A 17,840-nucleotide genomic window follows, 5' to 3' on the forward strand; every position below is an offset into this window, starting at 1 on the left:
GTTACGGTGGTTATAGCGTCAGGGAAACGCCCGGTTACATTCCGAACCCGGAAGCTAAGGCTGACAGCGCCGATGGTACTGCACTCGGGAGGGTGTGGGAGAGTAGGACACCGCCGGACCTCTTCACTGGGGGTCACCATGAGTCAATGACGGCTCACGGTGACCCCCTTTTTTTATGCCCAAAAGAGTTATGCCCCGATGGGTATGCACGGTTCGAACTTCAGTCCCGCCTTCCGGTAGACTGGTGTCCGGCGACTAATGAGACAGAGATCGGGGTGTGCATGGGATTGATGACGAGCACGCTGCTCGCCCTGGCAATCCTTTCACTTCTGATCTACCCGGTCATCCGTCGGTTCGGACGTCGGTCGTTCTTCGTCATCGCCTTAGCGCCGCTCGCGGCCACCGTCGCTTTCGCGACGCAGTCGGGCCGCGTGCTCGGGGGGCACGTCGAGACCGAGTCCGTGGCCTGGGTGCCGCAAGTGGATCTCAGCCTGACCTTCCGTCTCGACGTGATCTCGTTGGCGTTCGCCCTGCTCGTCACCGGCGCTGGAGCGCTCGTGCTCCTCTACTGCGCGCGATACTTCGACCGGAACGAGTCGGGTCTCGCGCGCTTCGGTGCGGTCTTCCTCGGCTTTCTCGTCTCGATGCTCGGATTGGTCCTCGCAGACGACGTCTATCTGCTCTTCATCTTCTGGGAGAGCACGACGATCTTCTCGTTCCTGCTGATCGGTCACTCGTCGAAGCTCCGCACGAGCCGGGCGGCAGCGCTGCAGGCGTTGATCGTCACCACGCTCGGCGGCCTCGCGATGCTCGTCGGCCTCGTGATCCTGTCGGCGGGTGCGGGCAGTTCGCTGCTCTCCGACATCGTCGCGCAACCGCCGCAGGGTCCCGCAGCTGTCGCCGCGGTGTATCTGGTGCTTGTCGGTGCGCTCTCGAAGTCGGCGATCTTCCCCTTCCACTTCTGGTTGCCGGGCGCGATGGCCGCACCGACTCCGGTCAGCGCCTACCTGCACGCCGCAGCGATGGTGAAAGCCGGCATCTATCTGATCGCCCGCATCACGCCGGCGTTCGCGGATGTACCCGGGTATCGCGAGACCCTCGTGATCCTCGGCGGCATCACAATGCTGAACGGCGGCATCCGAGCGCTGCGCCAATACGACATCAAACTGATCGTCGCGCACGGAACCGTGAGCCAGCTCGGGTTCCTGGTCATGGTGTTCGGCATCGGTGATCCACGCGCCTCGTTCGCGGGCTTCGCTTTGCTTTTCGCGCACGCCGTTGCGAAGGCGCCGCTCTTCTTGACGGTGGGCATCATCGACCACCGCACCGGTACCCGAGATCTCCGAAAGCTGAGCGGACTCGGACGTCAGGCGCCGTTGCTCGCCGCGATCGCGGTCTTGGCCTCACTCTCCATGGCGGGTGTCCCGCCGTTCATCGGGTTCGTCTCGAAAGAGGCGGGTCTCGCCGAGATGCTCGAGATCGGGCATGAGCTCCCCATCGCATATGTGGCGCTCGTGATCGCGATTCTCGGCAGCATCCTCACGGTCGCCTACATGGGCCGGTTCCTCTGGGGTGCATTCGCAGCGAAGCCCGGAGTCAAGAGCTGCGCGGTCAAGCATGAAATGGGAAGCTCGATTCTTGTCGCGCCGATCGTCTTCGTGCTCTTCGCGTTGGGCGGTGGCCTGTTCGCCAACGCGCTCGACCCCTGGTTCCAGGCCATGGTCGACAGCGCTCCGGGCGCGGAGCCGGAGTATCTGGCGCTGTGGCACGGGTTCACCGCCGCGCTGCTCATCTCGGTCATCGTTCTCGGCGCCGGCGTCGGACTCGCGAAGGTCTTCTCGCGGACCGAACCGCTGCTCCCGCCGCCGTCCGAGCGCTTCTCGGCCTCGCACGCGTACTGGGTGGTCACCTACTGGGTCGACAGCTTCGCGGTACGGCTGACCGCGATGACGCAACGCGGATCCCTGCCGTTCTACCTGTCGGTCATCCTCATCGTGCTTGTCGGGGTCGTCGGTGGGACGCTGTTCGGTACCGGGACCTGGCCGACCGCTCTCGAGTGGATGTCCTCTCCCGCGCAGGTGCCGATCGCGATCATCATGATTGCCGCAGCCATCTTCGCCCTGCGTGCGCGCACCCGGTTCCAGTCGCTCGTGCTCGTCGGTGTGACGGGGTACGGTATGGCGGCCATCTTCGCCCTGCACGGCGCACCCGATCTCGCGGTCACGCAGGCACTCGTCGAAACGGTCACGCTCATCGCGTTCGTCCTTGTGATCCGGAGGCTCCCGCAGCACATCGGCGGATCGCGGCCCACCGCCCGGGTGCGGCTGACGCGTGCACTCATCGGTGCGGGCGTCGGCCTGCTCATGGGCGTGGTGGCGCTGATCGCGCTCGGAGCGCGCGTGGCCGACCCGATCTCGTTGCTGCTCCCTGATCTTGCATACGGCGGCGGGCACGGATCCAACGTCGTGAACGTGACCCTCGTCGACATCCGCGGCTGGGACACGATGGGTGAGCTGTCCGTCATTCTCGCAGCCGCGACCGGTGTGGCCTCGCTGATCTTCCTCAAGAGTCGTGTCGATATGAGTCCGAAGCTCAGTCGGCGAGATGCACGCACGCAGGCCCGCGAGCATCTCGCGCGGATTGCCGACCCGAATGATCAGACCCGACGCGAGGCGTGGGTGCTCGCCGGTCGCATGCTGGATCCGGCTCACCGCTCGATCTTCCTCGAGGTCGTCGTGCGGCTCATCTTCCACGCGTTGATCATCCTGTCGATCTATTTGCTGCTCACCGGACACAACACCCCAGGCGGGGGCTTCGCCGGAGGCCTCGTCGCTGGACTCGCGCTCGTCGCGAGGTATCTCGCGGGCGGTCGCCATGAGCTCCGTGCGACGGTGCCGCTCGATGCGGGCAAGATTCTGGGTACCGGCCTGACCCTGGCGGTGTCGATGGCGATCATCCCGCTGTTCTTCGGTCAGAGCGCGCTCGCCTCGGCCTGGGTCGACATCGATCTCGGGTTCCTCGGTGATCTGCCGCTCGTCACGTCGACGGTCTTCGATATCGGTGTGTACCTGGTCGTGTTCGGTCTCATCCTGGATGTGTTGCGCAGCCTGGGTGCCGAGATCGATGAGCACGAGATGGATGACAGCAAAGGATTGGTCATCGGGGAGGTGCAGAAGTGATGAGTATGCCCCTGGTCCTGGTCGCTGTCATGGTCGTCATGTTCGCGTGCGGCATCTACCTGATGCTGGATCGTGCCCTCACCCGCATCCTGCTGGGCTTCTTGCTCGTCGGGAATGCGACGAACCTGCTCATCTTCATGATGTCGGGGAGTTTCGGTGCGGCGCCGCTCGTCGGAGGTGCCGATCCCGCGGACATGAGCGACCCGCTGCCGCAGGCATTCATTCTCACGGCGATCGTGATCACCTTCGGCATCAGTGCATTCATGCTCGCCCTGATCTACCGGTCATGGCGCCTGGCCCACGAGCACGAGGACCGCGTGCGCGACGACGAGGACGACATCGACCTGCCCACCTCGACGCAGCAGCTCACCACCGAAGAGGTCACCGATGAGGACCTCGCGGAGTCGCGAGAGTTCTCCGACGACTCAGAGGCGCCCGAACCCGACACGAACACGCAGCCGACGCAGGTCGTCGACCGATCGCAGACACGAGGGGAGGGCCGCTCATGACCGCACTCGTTCCCCTCGTCGTGCTGGTGCCGTTGCTCGGTGCGGCGGTCGCGTTGATCGTCCCCGGACGCCGACGTGTGCAGCAGGGTGTCACGCTGGTGTCGCTCGTCGCGGTGACGGCCCTCGGCGGCACGCTGATGTGGGCCGTCGACGTCCACGGCATGCTCGTGATGGAAGTGGGCGGCTGGGCCGCGCCATTCGGGATCGCGCTCGTCGTGGACCGCGTCGCGGCGCTGATGGTGACGGTATCGGCGATCGTCCTGCTCGCCGTCTTCGTCTTCTCTCTCGGACAGGGCCTGGCCGATGGCGATGAGGAAACGCCGGTCTCGATCTACTACCCGACGTACCTGGTGCTCGGGGCGGGCGTCTGCAACGCGTTCGTCGCCGGGGATCTCTTCAACTTGTACGTGAGCTTCGAGATCCTGCTCGTCGCCAGTTACGTCCTCATCACGCTGGGCGGGACGACGGCGCGCATCCGGGCGGGTGTCACCTACGTGGTGGTCTCCCTCGTCTCGTCCATCCTCTTCCTGGCGACCATCGGTCTCATCTACGGTGCGACCGGCACGGTGAACATGGCGCAGTTGTCGGTGCGCATCGCGGAGCTGCCGGACAACATCCAGCTGATCCTGAACCTCATGCTCGTGATCGCCTTCGGCATCAAGGCTGCGGTCTTCCCGCTGGCGTTCTGGCTGCCGGATTCCTACCCCACCGCGCCGGCGCCGGTCACCGCGGTCTTCGCCGGGCTCTTGACGAAGGTCGGCGTCTACGCAATCATCCGGAGCCAGACCCAGATATTCCCGGAGTCGAGTATCGATGGGCTGCTTCTCGTGGTCGCAGGTCTCACGCTCGTCGTCGGCATACTCGGAGCGGTATCGCAACTCGACATCAAGCGATTGCTCTCGTTCACGCTGATCAGCCACATCGGTTACATGATCTTCGGCATCGGCATGGCGAACTCCGCAGGCTTCGCCGCGACGATCTACTACATCGCGCACCACATCATTGTGCAGACGACCCTCTTCCTCGCTGTCGGTCTGATCGAGCGGCACGGGGGATCCACCTCGCTCGCGAGTCTCGGCGGGATGCTTCGCAGCGCGCCGATCATCGCGATCCTGTTCTTCATTCCGATGCTGAACCTCGGGGGAATTCCACCGTTCTCCGGATTCATCGGCAAACTGGGCCTGTTCACCGTCGCTGCAGACCTCGGGACGCCCGGAGCCTACTGGCTGATGGGGATCGGCGCAGCCGTGTCCTTGCTCACGCTCTACGCGCTCGCCCGCGTCTGGGTGCTCGCCTTCTGGCGTCCTCGGGTGACCGCCGACGCGCAGCCCCCGAAGATGGCCTCCTCCGAGGCCATCATGCTCCGGGAGCGCGAGGAGGCGATGCTCGAGACGCTGCACGACGCGCCCGATGCGCAGCCGCAGCGTGAGCAGCGCGCCACGCCGAAACTCATGACCGCCGCGACCGCGGGGATGGTGGTCGTGAGCGTACTGCTCACGGTGTTCGCCGGTCCGCTCTACGGATATGCGACGCGAGCCGGTGTGGACATGGACCGCCCGTCGCAGTTGCTCGAAGCCGTCCTCGGCGACCATGACGGGCCCGGCGGAGGAAGCGGCTCGACGGAGCCGGAAGACTCGTCCGTGATCGACATTCCCGGCGAGATCGAGGGGAGTGACATTCCGTGAGCGAGGAGACAGGACCCCTCGGCCGAGGCAAGCGTCGCTTCCGGGCCGGCCGCATCGAGCGGATCGTGCGTCTGCACGAGCTGCCGTTGCTGATCGGGTTGATCGTGACGTGGATGGCCCTCTGGAAAGAGGTGAGCTGGATGTCGTTCATCAGCGGCGTCCTGGTGTCGGTTGCTGCGACCCGCGTGTTCTATCTGCCCCCGGTCACCCTGGCGGGTCGATTCAATCCCTGGTGGGCGCTGGTGTACCTCGGGTACTTCCTGTGGCATGTCGCGGTCGCCTCGTTCCAGGTCGCGTGGCTGACCGTGCGACCCGGCCCCGTGCCGCGCACGTCGATCATCGCGGTTCACCTGCGCACCCGATCCGACTTCATCATGACGATGGTCGGCCTCACCAACTCGCTCATTCCCGGTTCGCTCGTCGCCGAGGTCGACCGGGCTCAGTGCATCCTCTACCTGCACGTGATCGATACGCCGACGCAGAAGGAGATCCGCGAAATGCGCCGCGAGGTCTACCGGATCGAACGCCTTCTGATCCTCGCGGTCGGGTCGCGCACGGAAATGGAGGCGACCGCATGAGCGTCTTCGCCGTGTCGATGAGTCTCGCCGCAGGCCTGGGACTCACCGTGACCGCGCTCTGCGCGGTCATCCGGATCGTCCGGGGTCCGACCATCCTCGACCGCATGGTGGCGTCCGACGTGCTGCTGACCACGCTGGTCCTGGCCGCAGGCATGGACATGGTGATCCGTGGACACACCGACTCGATCCCGATGATGACCGTGGTCGCGGCGACGGCGACGCTGGCCACCATCGTGGTGGCTCGATACGTGAGGCGTCGGGGCATGAACGAAACCGGTCCGCCAGGATTGGACGATCAGCCCGGTGAGACGAGCCAGGGGGCGGGCAATGTTTGAACAGGTCCTCGACACCATCGCTATCATCTGTGTCTTCCTCGCCGCGCTGCTCTCCGTCGCTGCCGGCATCGGCCTGCTGCGGTTCACCGATGCACTCAGCCGGTTGCACGCTGCGACGAAGCCGCAGATCTTCGGCCTGCTGCTGATGATCACCGCGATCGCGCTCGAGGAACGCTCTTTCGCGACGCTGATCGCACTCGTTCCGGTGTTCGTGTTCCAGTCGCTCACTGCGCCGGTCGCGGCGCACATGGTCGGTCGCGCGGCGTATCGCGCGGGGCAGATCGATGAGGACACGCTGGTCATCGACGAGCTCGGCCCCGCCATCGAGTCGGCCCAGCGTGCAGAGCGCGAATCCGGGTCATGAGGAGCGCCGAGCGACACGCCGTGAGCCGCGCCACGACGCGCGAGGAGATGCGGGGGAGCGTCCGCTGCGGTAGCGTAGATCGTGCAACGAATCTGTCACGACGACGCGAGGAACAGGGGTGGGTGAACCAATGAACGCAGGAGATAAGGCTCACCACGCGGGCGATACCGAAGCCCGATCGACTCAGCAGTTCCGAGATGATCTCGGGGCGATGATTCGGGCTCGGGTCGTCGATTTGAACATCGATGAGCAGGAAGCCGTCGAAGCGTTGCCGTCCGGAGCTGCCCTGCTCGTCGTCCGCCGCGGTCCCGATCTCGGGGCGCGCTTCCTGCTGGATCAGGATGTGACCGTCGCGGGTCGGCACCCGGCGGTCGACATCTTCCTCGACGATGTCACGGTGTCCCGTCGGCACGCCGAGTTCGTGCGCAGCGGCACGAACTTCGCGGTGCGCGATCTCGGTTCGTTGAACGGCACCTTCTGCGATGGAACGCGCATCGACGGCGAAGTGATGCTCGACGACGGTATCGAGGTGCAGGTCGGCAAGTTCCGCTTCACGTTCTTCGCGTCGCGCTTCGACCTCTCCGACGAGCGCTGACGTGGGGGCTGCGACCGCTCGTACTGCGCCAGGGGGCCTGCTCAGTATCGGTCAGGTGCTCGCGCGCCTGCAGGACGACTTCTCCGACCTGACGCCGTCGAAACTGCGTTTTCTCGAAGAGCAGGGGTTGGTCACCCCGGAGCGCACGAGATCCGGCTATCGCAAGTTCGCACAGGTCCACATCGAACGGCTGCGTCTGATCCTGACGCTGCAGCGAGACCATTATCTTCCGCTCAAGGTCATCGCGGAAGTGCTCGAAGAAGTCGATGCGGGTCGCGACCCGGTCATTCCCGGTGCGTCGTCACGCAGCGCGTCGACCATCTTGGCCCCCCGACGTGTGCTGAGCAGCGATGAGCTGCAGCGATCGACCGGGGCCAGCGCGAAGTTCCTGGGCGAGGTCATCGCCGCAGGGCTTCTGCCGGCATCGGAGGTGTTCCCGCAAGACGCCGTGGCTCAGGTGACTGCGCTGCTCCGGCTCGCCGAGCGCGGGATCACGCCGCGTCACCTCAGGTCGGTGCGCGTGGCGGCGGAGCGCGAGAGCGAGTTGATCGCGCAGGCGGTAGCCACGCGTGGCGTGAAGACGGGCTCACCGCATTCCACCGAGGATTCCCTCGAATTGGCGGGCTACCTCGAGACGGTGCGGTCGGGTGTGCTGCGTCACCGGTTGACCGGCGGTAGCTGACCGGACCGCGCGGTGCGCGGGAGCGCCCGAATCCGGTCCCGACACTCGCCCCGGGTGATTGCAGTGAGCGGCCCTGATGAGTACCGTAGTGTGAGTCTGAAGCAGTGAGCTTCAGCCCGAGAAAGGACCGGAATTGGACAAGCCCCAGGATGCGACGGGTGATCCGGAAGTCCTCTCGGAGGGAGTTCTGGAGGAGCTCGCCAGCGCCTCGGGCGCGGACATGCTGTTCGCGGATGGATTGCCCCAGATCGACCGCAACGCCGGGTTCAAGGGTGCGGTCGCCGCGCGCGCGGCCGGCATCAGCTATCGTCAGCTCGACTACTGGGCTCGCACGGGCCTCGTGGAGCCGTCGTTGCGCAGTGCCCAGGGTTCAGGGTCGCAGCGTCTGTACGGCTTCCGCGACATTCTGGTGCTGAAGCTCGTGAAGCGTCTGCTCGATACCGGGATTTCGCTGCAGCAGATCCGGACGGCCGTCTCTCAGCTGCATGAGGCAGGCGTTCACGACTTGTCGCAGACGACTCTGATGAGCGATGGTGCGAGCGTCTACCTCTGCACATCGAACGACGAGGTCATCGACCTCGTCAGTCGTGGTCAGGGCGTGTTCGGCATCGCCGTCGGCAAGGTGCTGCGCGAGGTCGAGACCTCGCTCACCGATCTCGATGAGCACCGCAGTGCCACGGAGGCGGAGCAGACGAGCGGTGTCGACGAGCTCGCGGCGCGCCGCAAGACGCGCAAAATCTCGTAACCCCGAGACGAAAACGGCCCGACGGGTGTCTCCCGCGGGCCGTTCGGCTGCTTCTCGCTGCTACTCCTTGTCGGTGACGACCTCGGCGGTGTCCTTCACCTCGTCCGGCAGTTGATCGTTCACCACGGTCGTCATGCGGCCGGCTGCCGCGGCGGAGGGTGCATCGATGCCGCCCGAGCGCAGGACGCGATCAAGGATCTGATCGAAGTACCCCGACATCTCGCGAGCCGCGTCACCGGGCCACACGTGCACCGGTTTCGCTGCACCCTGAGCCTGCTGCAGCGACGTGCGCTCGGGCAGCTGCGGGTTCAGCACGAGCGGGCCGAACATCTCGCGGAGTTCACGGGTGCGGAACTGGTGCTCCATGGACTGCGGCCGGGTGCGGTTGATGACGATGCCGAGGGGCTGCAGACGCGGGCTGACGCCGCGACGCAGCTCTTCGATGGCGCGCAATGCGCGGTCCGCCGCGGCCACGGCGAACAGACCCGGCTCGGTGACGACGAGCACGCGATCGCTCGCGGCCCAGGCCGTGCGCGTCAATGCGTTCAGCGACGGCGCGCAGTCGATCAGCACGAGATCGTAGTCGGACTCGACGTGGGCGAGAGCTTCTTCGAGCTTCCAGATGTCGCGCACCGAGGGGTGGGGGCCGTCGAAGTTGATGGCGGACGGGCTGCCGATCAGCAGATCGATGGCTCCGCCCTCGTGGTGCCGATTCCAGCCGCTGGGTGCGATCGCACCGCGCACGGTGTTCTCTTTCGGGCTCTCCAGGACGTCTGCGACGGTGCCGCGTCCCTCGGGATCGATGTCCATGCCCGTCGAGACGTCCGACTGCGGGTCCAGATCGACCACGAGCGTGCGGAGGCCACGAGAAAACGCCGCGGATGCGAGGCCAAGTGTCACGGTCGTCTTACCGACGCCGCCTTTCAGGGAACTGACGCTCAATACATGCACGCGTCAAGTTTAGTCCATCACGGCTGTGCGTCCACAGCCGCCCGCGGCGATCGCGATCGCGGAGCACTTGCGACGGGCATAGTGCCACCCAGTATTCTTGGCCAGGGCGCGAATTCAATCAACTGGGCACGACACGCATGGGAGCATCGTCTATGTTCAACAAAATTCTGGTGGCCAATCGCGGTGAGATCGCGATTCGCGCGTTTCGTGCGGCGAGCGAGTTGGGTGCCGCGACCGTCGCGGTGTTCCCATACGAGGATCGCAATTCGCTGCACCGTCTGAAGGCGGACGAGGCGTACCAGATCGGCGTCGAGGGGCATCCCGTGCGGGCATACCTCGACATCGCCGAGATCGTGCGCGTCGCGCGCGAGTCGGGCTGCGACGCTATCTACCCGGGGTATGGATTCCTTTCCGAGAATCCTGGCCTTGCCGAGGCGGCCGAGGCAGCGGGAATCAGGTTCATCGGCCCCGGGCGCACCGCGCTCGAGATGGCGGGCAACAAGGTCGCGGCGAAGGAGCACGCGATCGCTGCAGGAGTGCCGGTGCTGCGTTCCACTCCGCCGACCACCGACATCGATGCATTGGTCGCCGGAGCCGACGAGATCGGTTTCCCGGTGTTCGCCAAGGCCGTCGCCGGCGGCGGGGGCCGCGGAATGCGGCGCGTGGAGCGTCCGGAAGATCTGCGTGACGCACTCGAAGCCGCGATGCGTGAGGCGGATGCCGCGTTCGGCGATCCGACCATGTTCATCGAACAGGCGGTGCTGCGTCCGCGGCACATCGAGGTCCAGGTGCTGGCCGACCGCACCGGTGCGACCGTGCACCTGTTCGAGCGGGACTGCTCCGTGCAGCGGCGACACCAGAAGGTCGTCGAGATCGCGCCGGCGCCGAACCTCGACCCATCGGTGCGCGATGCGCTGACGCGAGACGCCGTCGCGTTCGCGCAGTCGATCGGCTACGAGAACGCCGGGACCGTCGAGTTCCTGCTCGACACCGAGGGGGAGCGCGCCGGGGAGCACGTCTTCATCGAGATGAACCCGCGGATCCAGGTCGAGCACACCGTGACCGAGGAGATCACCGATGTCGATCTCGTGCAGTCGCAGATGCGGATCGCGGCGGGGGAGACGCTCGAGGACCTCGGTCTTCGCCAGGACGAGCTCACGATTCGGGGCGCTGCGCTGCAGTGCCGCATCACCACGGAGAACCCCGAGGACGGATTCCGCCCGGACCTCGGGCGCATCACCACCTACCGATCCGCTGGCGGCGGCGGCGTGCGGCTCGACGGCGGCACGATCAACCCCGGAGCGCACATCAGTCCGCACTTCGACTCGATGCTCGCGAAGCTCACGTGCCGCGGCCGAGACTTCGCCGCAGCGGTCACCAAGGCGCAGCGAGCCCTCACAGAGTTCCGGATCCGCGGTGTGGCGACGAACATCCCGTTCCTGCAGGCGGTCCTGGACGACCCCGACTTCCGGGCAGGCGACGTGTCGACCTCCTTCATCGAGGAGCGCCCGGAACTCGTGTCGCAGAACAAGCCGCAGGACCGCGCGACGAAGCTGCTCCAGTACCTGGCGGATGTGACGGTCAATCAGCCGCACGGCGAGCGTCCGGTCGGCGTCGATCCCGCGGTCAAGCTGCCCGACGTGGATCTCGGCGCCCCGCTTCCCGACGGCAACCGTCAGCGCCTGCTCGAGCTGGGCCCCGAGCGGTTCGCCCGTTCGCTGCGTGAGCAGACGGCGCTCGCGGTGACGGAGACGACGTTCCGCGACGCGCATCAGTCGCTGCTGGCCACTCGGGTCCGCTCGCGCGACCTCGTCGCGGCGGCGCCGCACGTCGCCCGGCTGACGCCGCAACTGCTGTCGGTCGAGGCCTGGGGCGGCGCGACGTACGATGTGGCCCTGCGGTTCCTCGCGGAAGATCCGTGGGAGCGTTTGAGCGCGTTGCGCGAAGCCATGCCGAACGTCCCGATCCAGATGCTCCTCCGCGGGCAGAACACGGTCGGGTACACCCCCTACCCGGCGAAGGTCGCGCATGCTTTCGTCGCGGAGGCGGCCTCCACCGGTGTCGACGTCTTCCGCGTCTTCGACGCGCTCAACGATGTGAAGCAGATGCGGGTCGCCATCGACGCGGTCCGCGAGACCGGGACCGCGGTCGCCGAGGTCGCGATGTCCTACACGGGCAATCTGCTGAGCCCGGCCGAGGACAAGTACACGCTGGACTACTATCTCGGACTCGCGGAGCAGATCGTGGACGCGGGCGCCCATATCCTCGCGATCAAGGACATGGCGGGCCTCCTGCGCCCGGGCGCCGCTGCGAAACTCGTGACCGCGCTCCGGGAACGGTTCGACCTGCCCGTGCACCTGCACACGCACGACACTCCGGGCGGACAGCTGGCGACGCTGCTCGCGGCCTCGCAGGCAGGGGTCGACGCCGTCGACGTGGCTTCCGCTCCGATGTCGGGAACCACCAGCCAGCCCTCGATGTCGGCGCTCGTCGCCGCACTGACCGACACCGAACGCGACACCGGCATCGATCTCGACGCCGTCTTCGCGCTCGAACCATACTGGGACGCCGTTCGCGGCGCATACCGGCCGTTTGAGTCGGGTCTGCCGTCGCCCACGGGTCGGGTCTACACCCACGAGATCCCGGGCGGCCAGCTGTCGAACCTGCGTCAGCAGGCGAGCGCGCTCGGCCTCGCCGACAACTTCGAGAAGATCGAAGACATGTATGCGGCAGCGGACCGGATCCTGGGCAGGATCCCGAAGGTCACTCCCTCATCGAAGGTCGTCGGCGATCTGGCCCTTCATCTGGTGGCCGTCGACGCGGATCCGGCTGATTTCGAGGAGAATCCGAGTGCGTTCGACATCCCGGATTCCGTTGTCGGCTTCATGGCCGGTGAGCTCGGCGAGCTTCCGGGAGGCTGGCCCGAGCCGTTCCGGTCGAAGGTGCTCGCCGGACGGACGCCGAAGATCGGCGTTGCCGATGTGCCGCCGGAGGACGAGGAGCGACTCGCAGCCGCGGGAACGGTGCGGCGTGAGACGCTGAACCGTCTGCTCTTCCCTGCCCCGGCCCGTTCCTTCGCGGATGCCAGGGAGCGTTTCGGCGATTTGTCGGTGCTGACGACGGGCGACTACCTCTACGGACTGGAGGTCGGCGCCGAGCACGCGATCGACCTCTCGCCCGGGGTCCGTCTGTACGTCGGCCTCGAAGCGATCGGTGAGGCCGACGACAAGGGCGTGCGCACCGTGATGACGCGTGTCAATGGGCAGCTGCGGCCGGTCTTCGTGAAAGACGAGTCCGTGGCAGTCGCCTCTCCCGCTGCGGAGAAGGCGGATCGCACCGTTCCCGGACAGGTCGGTGCGCCCTTCTCAGGAACGGTCACGCTGAAGGCTGAGTCCGGCGGACGCGTCGAAGCCGGCGACCCCATCGCGACCATCGAGGCGATGAAAATGGAGGCGGCGATCACCGCACCGGTGTCGGGTAGGATCGAGCGGTTGGTATTCGAGGGGGCGCGCGCGGTCGAAGCCGGTGACCTCCTCGTCGTGATCGCGGAGGAGTGAACGTGGCGGTACGTGAGATTCGGTTGTTCGGCGATCCGGTCCTGCGTACCGTCTGCACCCCGGTGGAGCGCATCGATGATGGCGTGCGCGCCATGGTGGCGGACCTGTGCGACACGGTCGACTTCGACGGTCGCGCAGGTCTCGCCTCGACCCAGATCGGCTACACGCAGCGTGCTTTCAGCCTCAACATCGACGGCGAGGTGAGCTACGTGATCAATCCGCAGCTCGTCGAACTGTCGGGGGATCCCGAGCCGACCGGCGAAGGCTGCCTCTCGGTTCCCGATCTGTGGTTCCCGGTGCTGCGGCACCCTCGAGCCGTGGTCCGCGGCATCGATCTGGACGGCGCCGACGTGGAGATCGCCGGGGAAGGGCTTCTGGCCCAGGCGCTGCAGCACGAGTGCGATCACCTCGACGGCAAGCTCTACCTCAGCCGACTCGACCGCGAGGTGCGCGGAGAGGCGATGCGGCAGGTACGCGGCGCGGCCTGGTTCTGAGGGCTGCGCCGCGGAGCGGCTACTTCAGGGAGACGGCCTCGGTCTTCGGGTTGTCCCCGTAGAGCTTGTGCACCTCTCCGGCGTAGTCGCGCAAGATGTTGTCGCGCTTGATGCTGAGCTTCGGCGTCAAGTGGCCGCTCTCCTGAGTGAATTCCGTCGGCAGCACGACGAACTTCCGCACCGACTCCGCGCGTGAGACGAATGAGTTGCCGTGATCGACCGCCCGCTGAACCTCGGCCTGGACCTTCGGGTGTGCGGCGGCCTCCTCGAGGGTCATGGACCCATTCTCACCGTGGTTCTCGAGCCACGTGGGCAGCATCTCGCGGTCGAGCGTCACGAGCGCCGCGATGAATGGCTTCTGCTCGCCGACGACGACGACCTGACCGACGATGGAGTTCGAGCGGATCGGATCTTCGAGCACGGCGGGCGCGACGTTCTTTCCGCCCGCCGTGACGATGATCTCTTTCTTGCGTCCCGTAATGGTGAGGTACCCGTCGGCGTCGAGTGTGCCGACATCGCCGGTCTTGAAGAACCCGTCCTCCGTGAATGCGGCTTGCGTCGCCTCGGGGTTCTGCCAGTACTCGCGGAAGACGTCGATCCCGGCGACCTCGATCTCCCCATCCTCCGCGATCCGCACCCGGTGACCGGGGAGCGGGGGCCCCACCGTTCCGATCTTGAAGCGATCCGGAACGTTGACGGTGACGGGAGCGGTGGTTTCGGTGAGTCCGTACCCCTCGAGGATCTTGATGCCGAGGCTGCGGTAGAAGTGGCCCAGGTAGCGGCCGAGCGGCGCCGAACCGGAGACGGCGTACGCGACCTGACCGCCCAGCCGAGCCCGCAGCTTCGAGAACACCAGCTTGTCGAAGAGTCGGAATTTGAGGTCGAGCATGAGCGGCACTCGGCCGGCATCCTGCGCCTCGGAGTAGTCGACGGCGACTTGGGCGGCTCTCCGGAAGATCTTGCCCTTCCCGTCGCCCTCCGCTTTCTGCTCGGCAGAGTTGTACACCTTCTCGAAGACCCGCGGCACTGCGAGGAGGAACGTGGGGTGGAAGGATCCGAGTGCGGGAAGGAGCTGTGTCGTGTCCGCCTGGTGTCCGACGCGGACCCCGCCGTACACCGCGAGAACCGAGATGAACCGCGCGAACACGTGCGCGAGTGTGATGAAGAGCAGGGTCGATGATGCGGGATTCACGACCTCCGAGAGGGCGGAGGCCGAATTGCGCGCGAGTCCGACGAAGTTCGCGTGCGTGAGGACGCAGCCCTTCGGTCGACCGGTCGAGCCCGAAGTATAGATGAGGGTCGCGATGTCGTCGCCATTGGCGATCGAACGACGCCGCTCGATCTCCTCGTCCGGGACCTCCGCCCCCGCCTCGGTCAGGCGCTCGATCGCCCCGCGGTCGAGGTTCCACTTGAGCGAGACACGTGGCAGGTCCGCTTCGACCTCGTCGAAGCGCGCGGCGTGATCCGCAGTTTCGGTGATCATGCCGCGTGCGCCGGAATCCTCCAGGATCCAGTGCACCTGCGAGGGCGACGAGGTCTCGTAGACCGGGACCATCACAGCGCCGGCGTAGAACAGAGCGAAGTCGAGTAGGGACCACTCGTACTTCGTCTTGCACATGAAGCCGATGCGATCACCCGGTTCGACGCCGCCGGCGACGAGACCCTTCGCGACCGCGACCACCTGCTCCTTGAACGCCGCGGCAGAGATGTCCCGCCACCCCTCGCCCTCCGGCACCGAGAACAGTGCTCCGGCTGGCGTTGCGGCGACGCGCTCCTCCAAGAGGTCGGTGACGTTGTCCTCGGCGGACTCCGGAACGACGATGGGGGTTTCGGCCAGATTCACGATAGCTCCTTTGGTACCCGTTGACAGGCAGTGCTGCCGGAGAGTGGGCCCCGGCACCCGCGTTCCCTCAACCCTATATGCACCGTTCATCGCATGCTCGCCAGGGGGCGGCGGCTCGGGTAGGCTGTCACAGGTCGAAGGGCGGTTCTCGTTGTTGTACTGGATTTTCAAGCATCTCGTCTTCGGTCCCTTCTTGAAGACGCTGTATCGTCCGTGGGTCGAGGGTGCCGAGAACATGCCGTCCAGCGGTCCAGTGATCATCGTCGGCAACCACCTCTCGGTGATCGATTCCTTCTTCATGCCGTTGATGGTCGACCGTCGGGTCTACTTTCTGGCGAAGAGTGAATACTTCAGTGGCAAGGGCCTGAAGGGCTGGATCGTGAAGAACTTCATGCTCTCCGTGGGGCAGTTGCCGATCGACCGCTCAGGCGGGAAAGCCTCCGAAGCCTCGCTCAATACGGGCCTCGCCGTGCTGGATCGCGGTGACGTGCTCGGCATCTACCCGGAGGGCACACGAAGTCCGGACGCTCGTCTCTACCGCGGTCGCACGGGCGTCGCGCGGCTCGTCATCGAATCGGGTGCCGCAGTCGTCCCCGTCGTGATGATCGACACCGAGAAGGCGATGCCGATCGGCGCGAAGATTCCGAAGATCCGCCGGATCGGCACCGTCATCGGGAAGCCGCTCGATTTCTCCCGCTTCTCGGGGATGAGCACCGACCGCTTCGTGCTGCGCAGCGTCACCGACGAGATCATGCTCGAGATTCAGCGTCTCAGTGATCAGGACTATGTCGACGTGTACGCCTCGAGCGTGCGAGCCGCGCAGGCATGACCGCGCGCGTCGGGACCGACCGCATCAGCGCGACGCCACCGAAGTGAAGTACGCTGGTACGGTTGCGGCGTGCCAGCTGCGACGCCAGTACATCATTCACTCAAGGAGTCACCAGTGGGCCAGACGAATCGACGCGCAGCAGAGGACATTCTGAAGAGCCTCGACGCGTATCAGTCGCTCGAGGCGAAGCAGCAGCCCACCTGGTCAGACCCCGGAGCCGTCTCCGCTGCGCGAGCCGATCTCGCGTCGCAGCCCCCGCTCGTGTTCGCCGGCGAAGTGGACTTGCTGCGCGAGCGGTTGGCCGCCGCCTCACGCGGGGAAGGGTTCCTGCTGCAGGGCGGCGACTGCGCCGAGACATTCGCCGCGGCGACCGCGGACAAGATCCGCGACCGCGTGAAGACCCTCCTGCAGATGGCGGTCGTCCTTACCTACGGTGCATCCATGCCCGTCATCAAGGTCGGCCGCATGGCCGGGCAGTTCGCGAAACCGCGCTCGAGCAACACGGAGACCCGTGAGGGCGTGACGCTTCCGGCGTACCGCGGCGACATCGTCAACGGGTACGACTTCACGCCGCAGTCGCGCGAAGCCGATCCGTCGCGTCTGGTGCGCGGGTACCACGTCTCGGCCTCCACGCTGAATCTGATTCGTGCCTTCACCCAGGGCGGGTTCGCCGACCTCCGACAGGTGCACGAGTGGAACAAGGGGTTCGTCTCGAATCCGGCGAACCAGCGGTACGAGTCGCTCGCCGGCGAGATCGATCGTGCGCTCCGTTTCATGGATGCGTGCGGCGTCGATCACACCGCCCTCAAGCAGACGGAGTTCTACGTCAGTCATGAGGCGCTGCTGCTCGATTACGAGCGCCCGCTCGTGCGCATCGACTCCCGAACGGGGGAGGCCTACGATACGTCGGGACACTTCCTCTGGATCGGGGAGCGCACTCGCGACATCGACGGCGCGCACGTCGAGTTCCTCTCGCACGTGCGCAACCCGATCGGCGTGAAGCTCGGCCCGACGACCACAGCGGACGACGCCATGCGTCTCATCGACAAGCTGGATCCGGAGCGCGAGCCGGGCCGACTGACCTTCATCACGCGCATGGGAGCCGGCAAGATCCGCGACGCGTTGCCCCCCATCCTCGAGGGTGTCCGCGCGGAGGGAGCGCAACCGCTGTGGGTGACCGATCCGATGCACGGCAACGGGATCACCACCGCGACCGGTTTCAAGACGCGTCGATTCGACGACGTCATGGACGAGTTGCTCGGATTCTTCGAGGCGCACCGCTCCATCGGCACCATCCCCGGTGGTATCCACGTCGAACTGACCGGCGATGACGTCACCGAGTGCCTGGGCGGGTCCGAGAACATCGATGAGGCGACCCTCGAGACGCGCTACGAGTCGCTCTGCGATCCGCGACTCAACCACATGCAGTCGCTCGAACTCGCGTTCCGCGTCGCGGAGGAGCTGAAGCGCGCCACCGCGTAGCGGCGGTCCGGG

General features: G+C 66.1%; 15 protein-coding genes and 1 rRNA gene. 14 read left to right on the forward strand and 2 right to left on the reverse strand.

Annotation, left to right across the window (positions count from 1 at the left end; genetic code table 11):
• Positions 1 to 2 precede the first annotated feature (2 nt).
• The 10 genes from rrf (at position 3) to J4H85_RS07095 (ending at position 8,672) form a co-directional block, all read left to right on the forward strand.
• Positions 3 to 119: ribosomal RNA gene (rrf, locus tag J4H85_RS07050) — 5S ribosomal RNA — on the forward strand.
• A 171-nt stretch (positions 120 to 290) separates the two neighbouring features.
• On the forward strand, positions 291 to 3,179 hold the full coding sequence (locus tag J4H85_RS07055) for a Na+/H+ antiporter subunit A (RefSeq protein WP_307863487.1): 2,889 nt from the start codon (positions 291 to 293) through the stop codon (positions 3,177 to 3,179).
• The gene (locus tag J4H85_RS07060; RefSeq protein ID WP_208238237.1) at positions 3,179 to 3,688 is read left to right on the forward strand and encodes a Na(+)/H(+) antiporter subunit C; all 510 of its coding nucleotides are present in this window, start codon (positions 3,179 to 3,181) and stop codon (positions 3,686 to 3,688) included. Before J4H85_RS07055 ends, J4H85_RS07060 begins: the two co-directional genes overlap by 1 nt.
• Positions 3,685 to 5,373 (forward strand): Na+/H+ antiporter subunit D, encoded by a 1,689-nt coding sequence (locus tag J4H85_RS07065; RefSeq protein ID WP_208238239.1) that lies wholly within the window; start codon positions 3,685 to 3,687, stop codon positions 5,371 to 5,373. Before J4H85_RS07060 ends, J4H85_RS07065 begins: the two co-directional genes overlap by 4 nt.
• Entirely contained in the window at positions 5,370 to 5,951 is a 582-nt protein-coding gene (locus J4H85_RS07070; RefSeq protein WP_307863488.1) for a Na+/H+ antiporter subunit E, read from the forward strand. Before J4H85_RS07065 ends, J4H85_RS07070 begins: the two co-directional genes overlap by 4 nt.
• Positions 5,948 to 6,286 carry an MrpF/PhaF family protein gene (locus tag J4H85_RS07075; RefSeq protein ID WP_208238241.1) on the forward strand — a complete coding sequence of 113 codons (339 nt, stop codon included), beginning with the start codon at positions 5,948 to 5,950 and terminating at the stop codon, positions 6,284 to 6,286. Before J4H85_RS07070 ends, J4H85_RS07075 begins: the two co-directional genes overlap by 4 nt.
• Positions 6,279 to 6,650 (forward strand): monovalent cation/H(+) antiporter subunit G, encoded by a 372-nt coding sequence (gene mnhG, locus J4H85_RS07080; RefSeq protein WP_208238243.1) that lies wholly within the window; start codon positions 6,279 to 6,281, stop codon positions 6,648 to 6,650. Before J4H85_RS07075 ends, mnhG begins: the two co-directional genes overlap by 8 nt.
• Before the next feature lie 130 nt (positions 6,651 to 6,780).
• A complete protein-coding gene (locus J4H85_RS07085) occupies positions 6,781 to 7,245 on the forward strand; it encodes an FHA domain-containing protein (RefSeq protein ID WP_208238245.1) in 465 nt (154 codons plus the stop codon).
• A 1-nt stretch (position 7,246) separates the two neighbouring features.
• Positions 7,247 to 7,927: a transcriptional regulator FtsR gene (gene ftsR, locus J4H85_RS07090; protein ID WP_208238247.1), complete on the forward strand. Its 681-nt coding sequence runs from the start codon at positions 7,247 to 7,249 to the stop codon at positions 7,925 to 7,927.
• Positions 7,928 to 8,147: 220 nt separating this feature from the next.
• The gene (locus J4H85_RS07095; protein ID WP_208240267.1) at positions 8,148 to 8,672 is read left to right on the forward strand and encodes a MerR family transcriptional regulator; all 525 of its coding nucleotides are present in this window, start codon (positions 8,148 to 8,150) and stop codon (positions 8,670 to 8,672) included.
• A gap of 60 nt (positions 8,673 to 8,732) precedes the next feature.
• Here J4H85_RS07095 and J4H85_RS07100 read toward each other — a convergent pair whose 3' ends face one another.
• On the reverse strand, positions 8,733 to 9,623 hold the full coding sequence (locus tag J4H85_RS07100) for a ParA family protein (RefSeq protein ID WP_208238249.1): 891 nt from the start codon (positions 9,621 to 9,623) through the stop codon (positions 8,733 to 8,735).
• A gap of 152 nt (positions 9,624 to 9,775) precedes the next feature.
• On the opposite strand from J4H85_RS07100, the gene J4H85_RS07105 reads away from it, so the two are divergent.
• Together J4H85_RS07105 and def are read left to right on the forward strand one after the other, a co-directional pair.
• The gene (locus J4H85_RS07105; protein WP_208238251.1) at positions 9,776 to 13,180 is read left to right on the forward strand and encodes a pyruvate carboxylase; all 3,405 of its coding nucleotides are present in this window, start codon (positions 9,776 to 9,778) and stop codon (positions 13,178 to 13,180) included.
• A 2-nt stretch (positions 13,181 to 13,182) separates the two neighbouring features.
• Positions 13,183 to 13,674 (forward strand): peptide deformylase, encoded by a 492-nt coding sequence (def, locus tag J4H85_RS07110; RefSeq protein WP_208238253.1) that lies wholly within the window; start codon positions 13,183 to 13,185, stop codon positions 13,672 to 13,674.
• Positions 13,675 to 13,693: 19 nt separating this feature from the next.
• Here def and J4H85_RS07115 read toward each other — a convergent pair whose 3' ends face one another.
• Positions 13,694 to 15,517, reverse strand: coding sequence for an AMP-dependent synthetase/ligase (locus tag J4H85_RS07115; protein ID WP_307863489.1), 1,824 nt, complete (start codon positions 15,515 to 15,517; stop codon positions 13,694 to 13,696).
• A 151-nt stretch (positions 15,518 to 15,668) separates the two neighbouring features.
• Here J4H85_RS07115 and J4H85_RS07120 point away from each other — a divergent pair, with 151 nt between their 5' ends.
• The gene (locus tag J4H85_RS07120) at positions 15,669 to 16,346 is read left to right on the forward strand and encodes a lysophospholipid acyltransferase family protein (RefSeq protein WP_208238257.1); all 678 of its coding nucleotides are present in this window, start codon (positions 15,669 to 15,671) and stop codon (positions 16,344 to 16,346) included.
• Positions 16,347 to 16,493: 147 nt separating this feature from the next.
• Complete coding sequence (locus J4H85_RS07125; protein ID WP_208240268.1) at positions 16,494 to 17,828, forward strand: class II 3-deoxy-7-phosphoheptulonate synthase; 1,335 nt, start codon at positions 16,494 to 16,496, stop codon at positions 17,826 to 17,828.
• The last annotated feature ends 12 nt before the right edge of the window (positions 17,829 to 17,840 follow it).

The organism is Leucobacter tardus (assembly GCF_017583045.1).
GTDB classification, from domain to species: domain Bacteria; phylum Actinomycetota; class Actinomycetes; order Actinomycetales; family Microbacteriaceae; genus Leucobacter; species Leucobacter tardus.

What these genes read in the sequence shown, in the direction of transcription:
- J4H85_RS07105 (WP_208238251.1), top strand. Translation starts at nt 9,776, where the DNA reads ATGTTCAACAAAATTCTGGTGGCCAATCGCGGTGAGATCGCGATTCGC.
- mnhG (WP_208238243.1), top strand. Translation starts at nt 6,279, where the DNA reads ATGTTTGAACAGGTCCTCGACACCATCGCTATCATCTGTGTCTTCCTC.
- J4H85_RS07060 (WP_208238237.1), top strand. Translation starts at nt 3,179, where the DNA reads ATGAGTATGCCCCTGGTCCTGGTCGCTGTCATGGTCGTCATGTTCGCG.
- J4H85_RS07095 (WP_208240267.1), top strand. Translation starts at nt 8,148, where the DNA reads ATGCTGTTCGCGGATGGATTGCCCCAGATCGACCGCAACGCCGGGTTC.
- J4H85_RS07085 (WP_208238245.1), top strand. Translation starts at nt 6,781, where the DNA reads ATGAACGCAGGAGATAAGGCTCACCACGCGGGCGATACCGAAGCCCGA.
- J4H85_RS07075 (WP_208238241.1), top strand. Translation starts at nt 5,948, where the DNA reads ATGAGCGTCTTCGCCGTGTCGATGAGTCTCGCCGCAGGCCTGGGACTC.
- J4H85_RS07065 (WP_208238239.1), top strand. Translation starts at nt 3,685, where the DNA reads ATGACCGCACTCGTTCCCCTCGTCGTGCTGGTGCCGTTGCTCGGTGCG.
- J4H85_RS07055 (WP_307863487.1), top strand. Translation starts at nt 291, where the DNA reads ATGACGAGCACGCTGCTCGCCCTGGCAATCCTTTCACTTCTGATCTAC.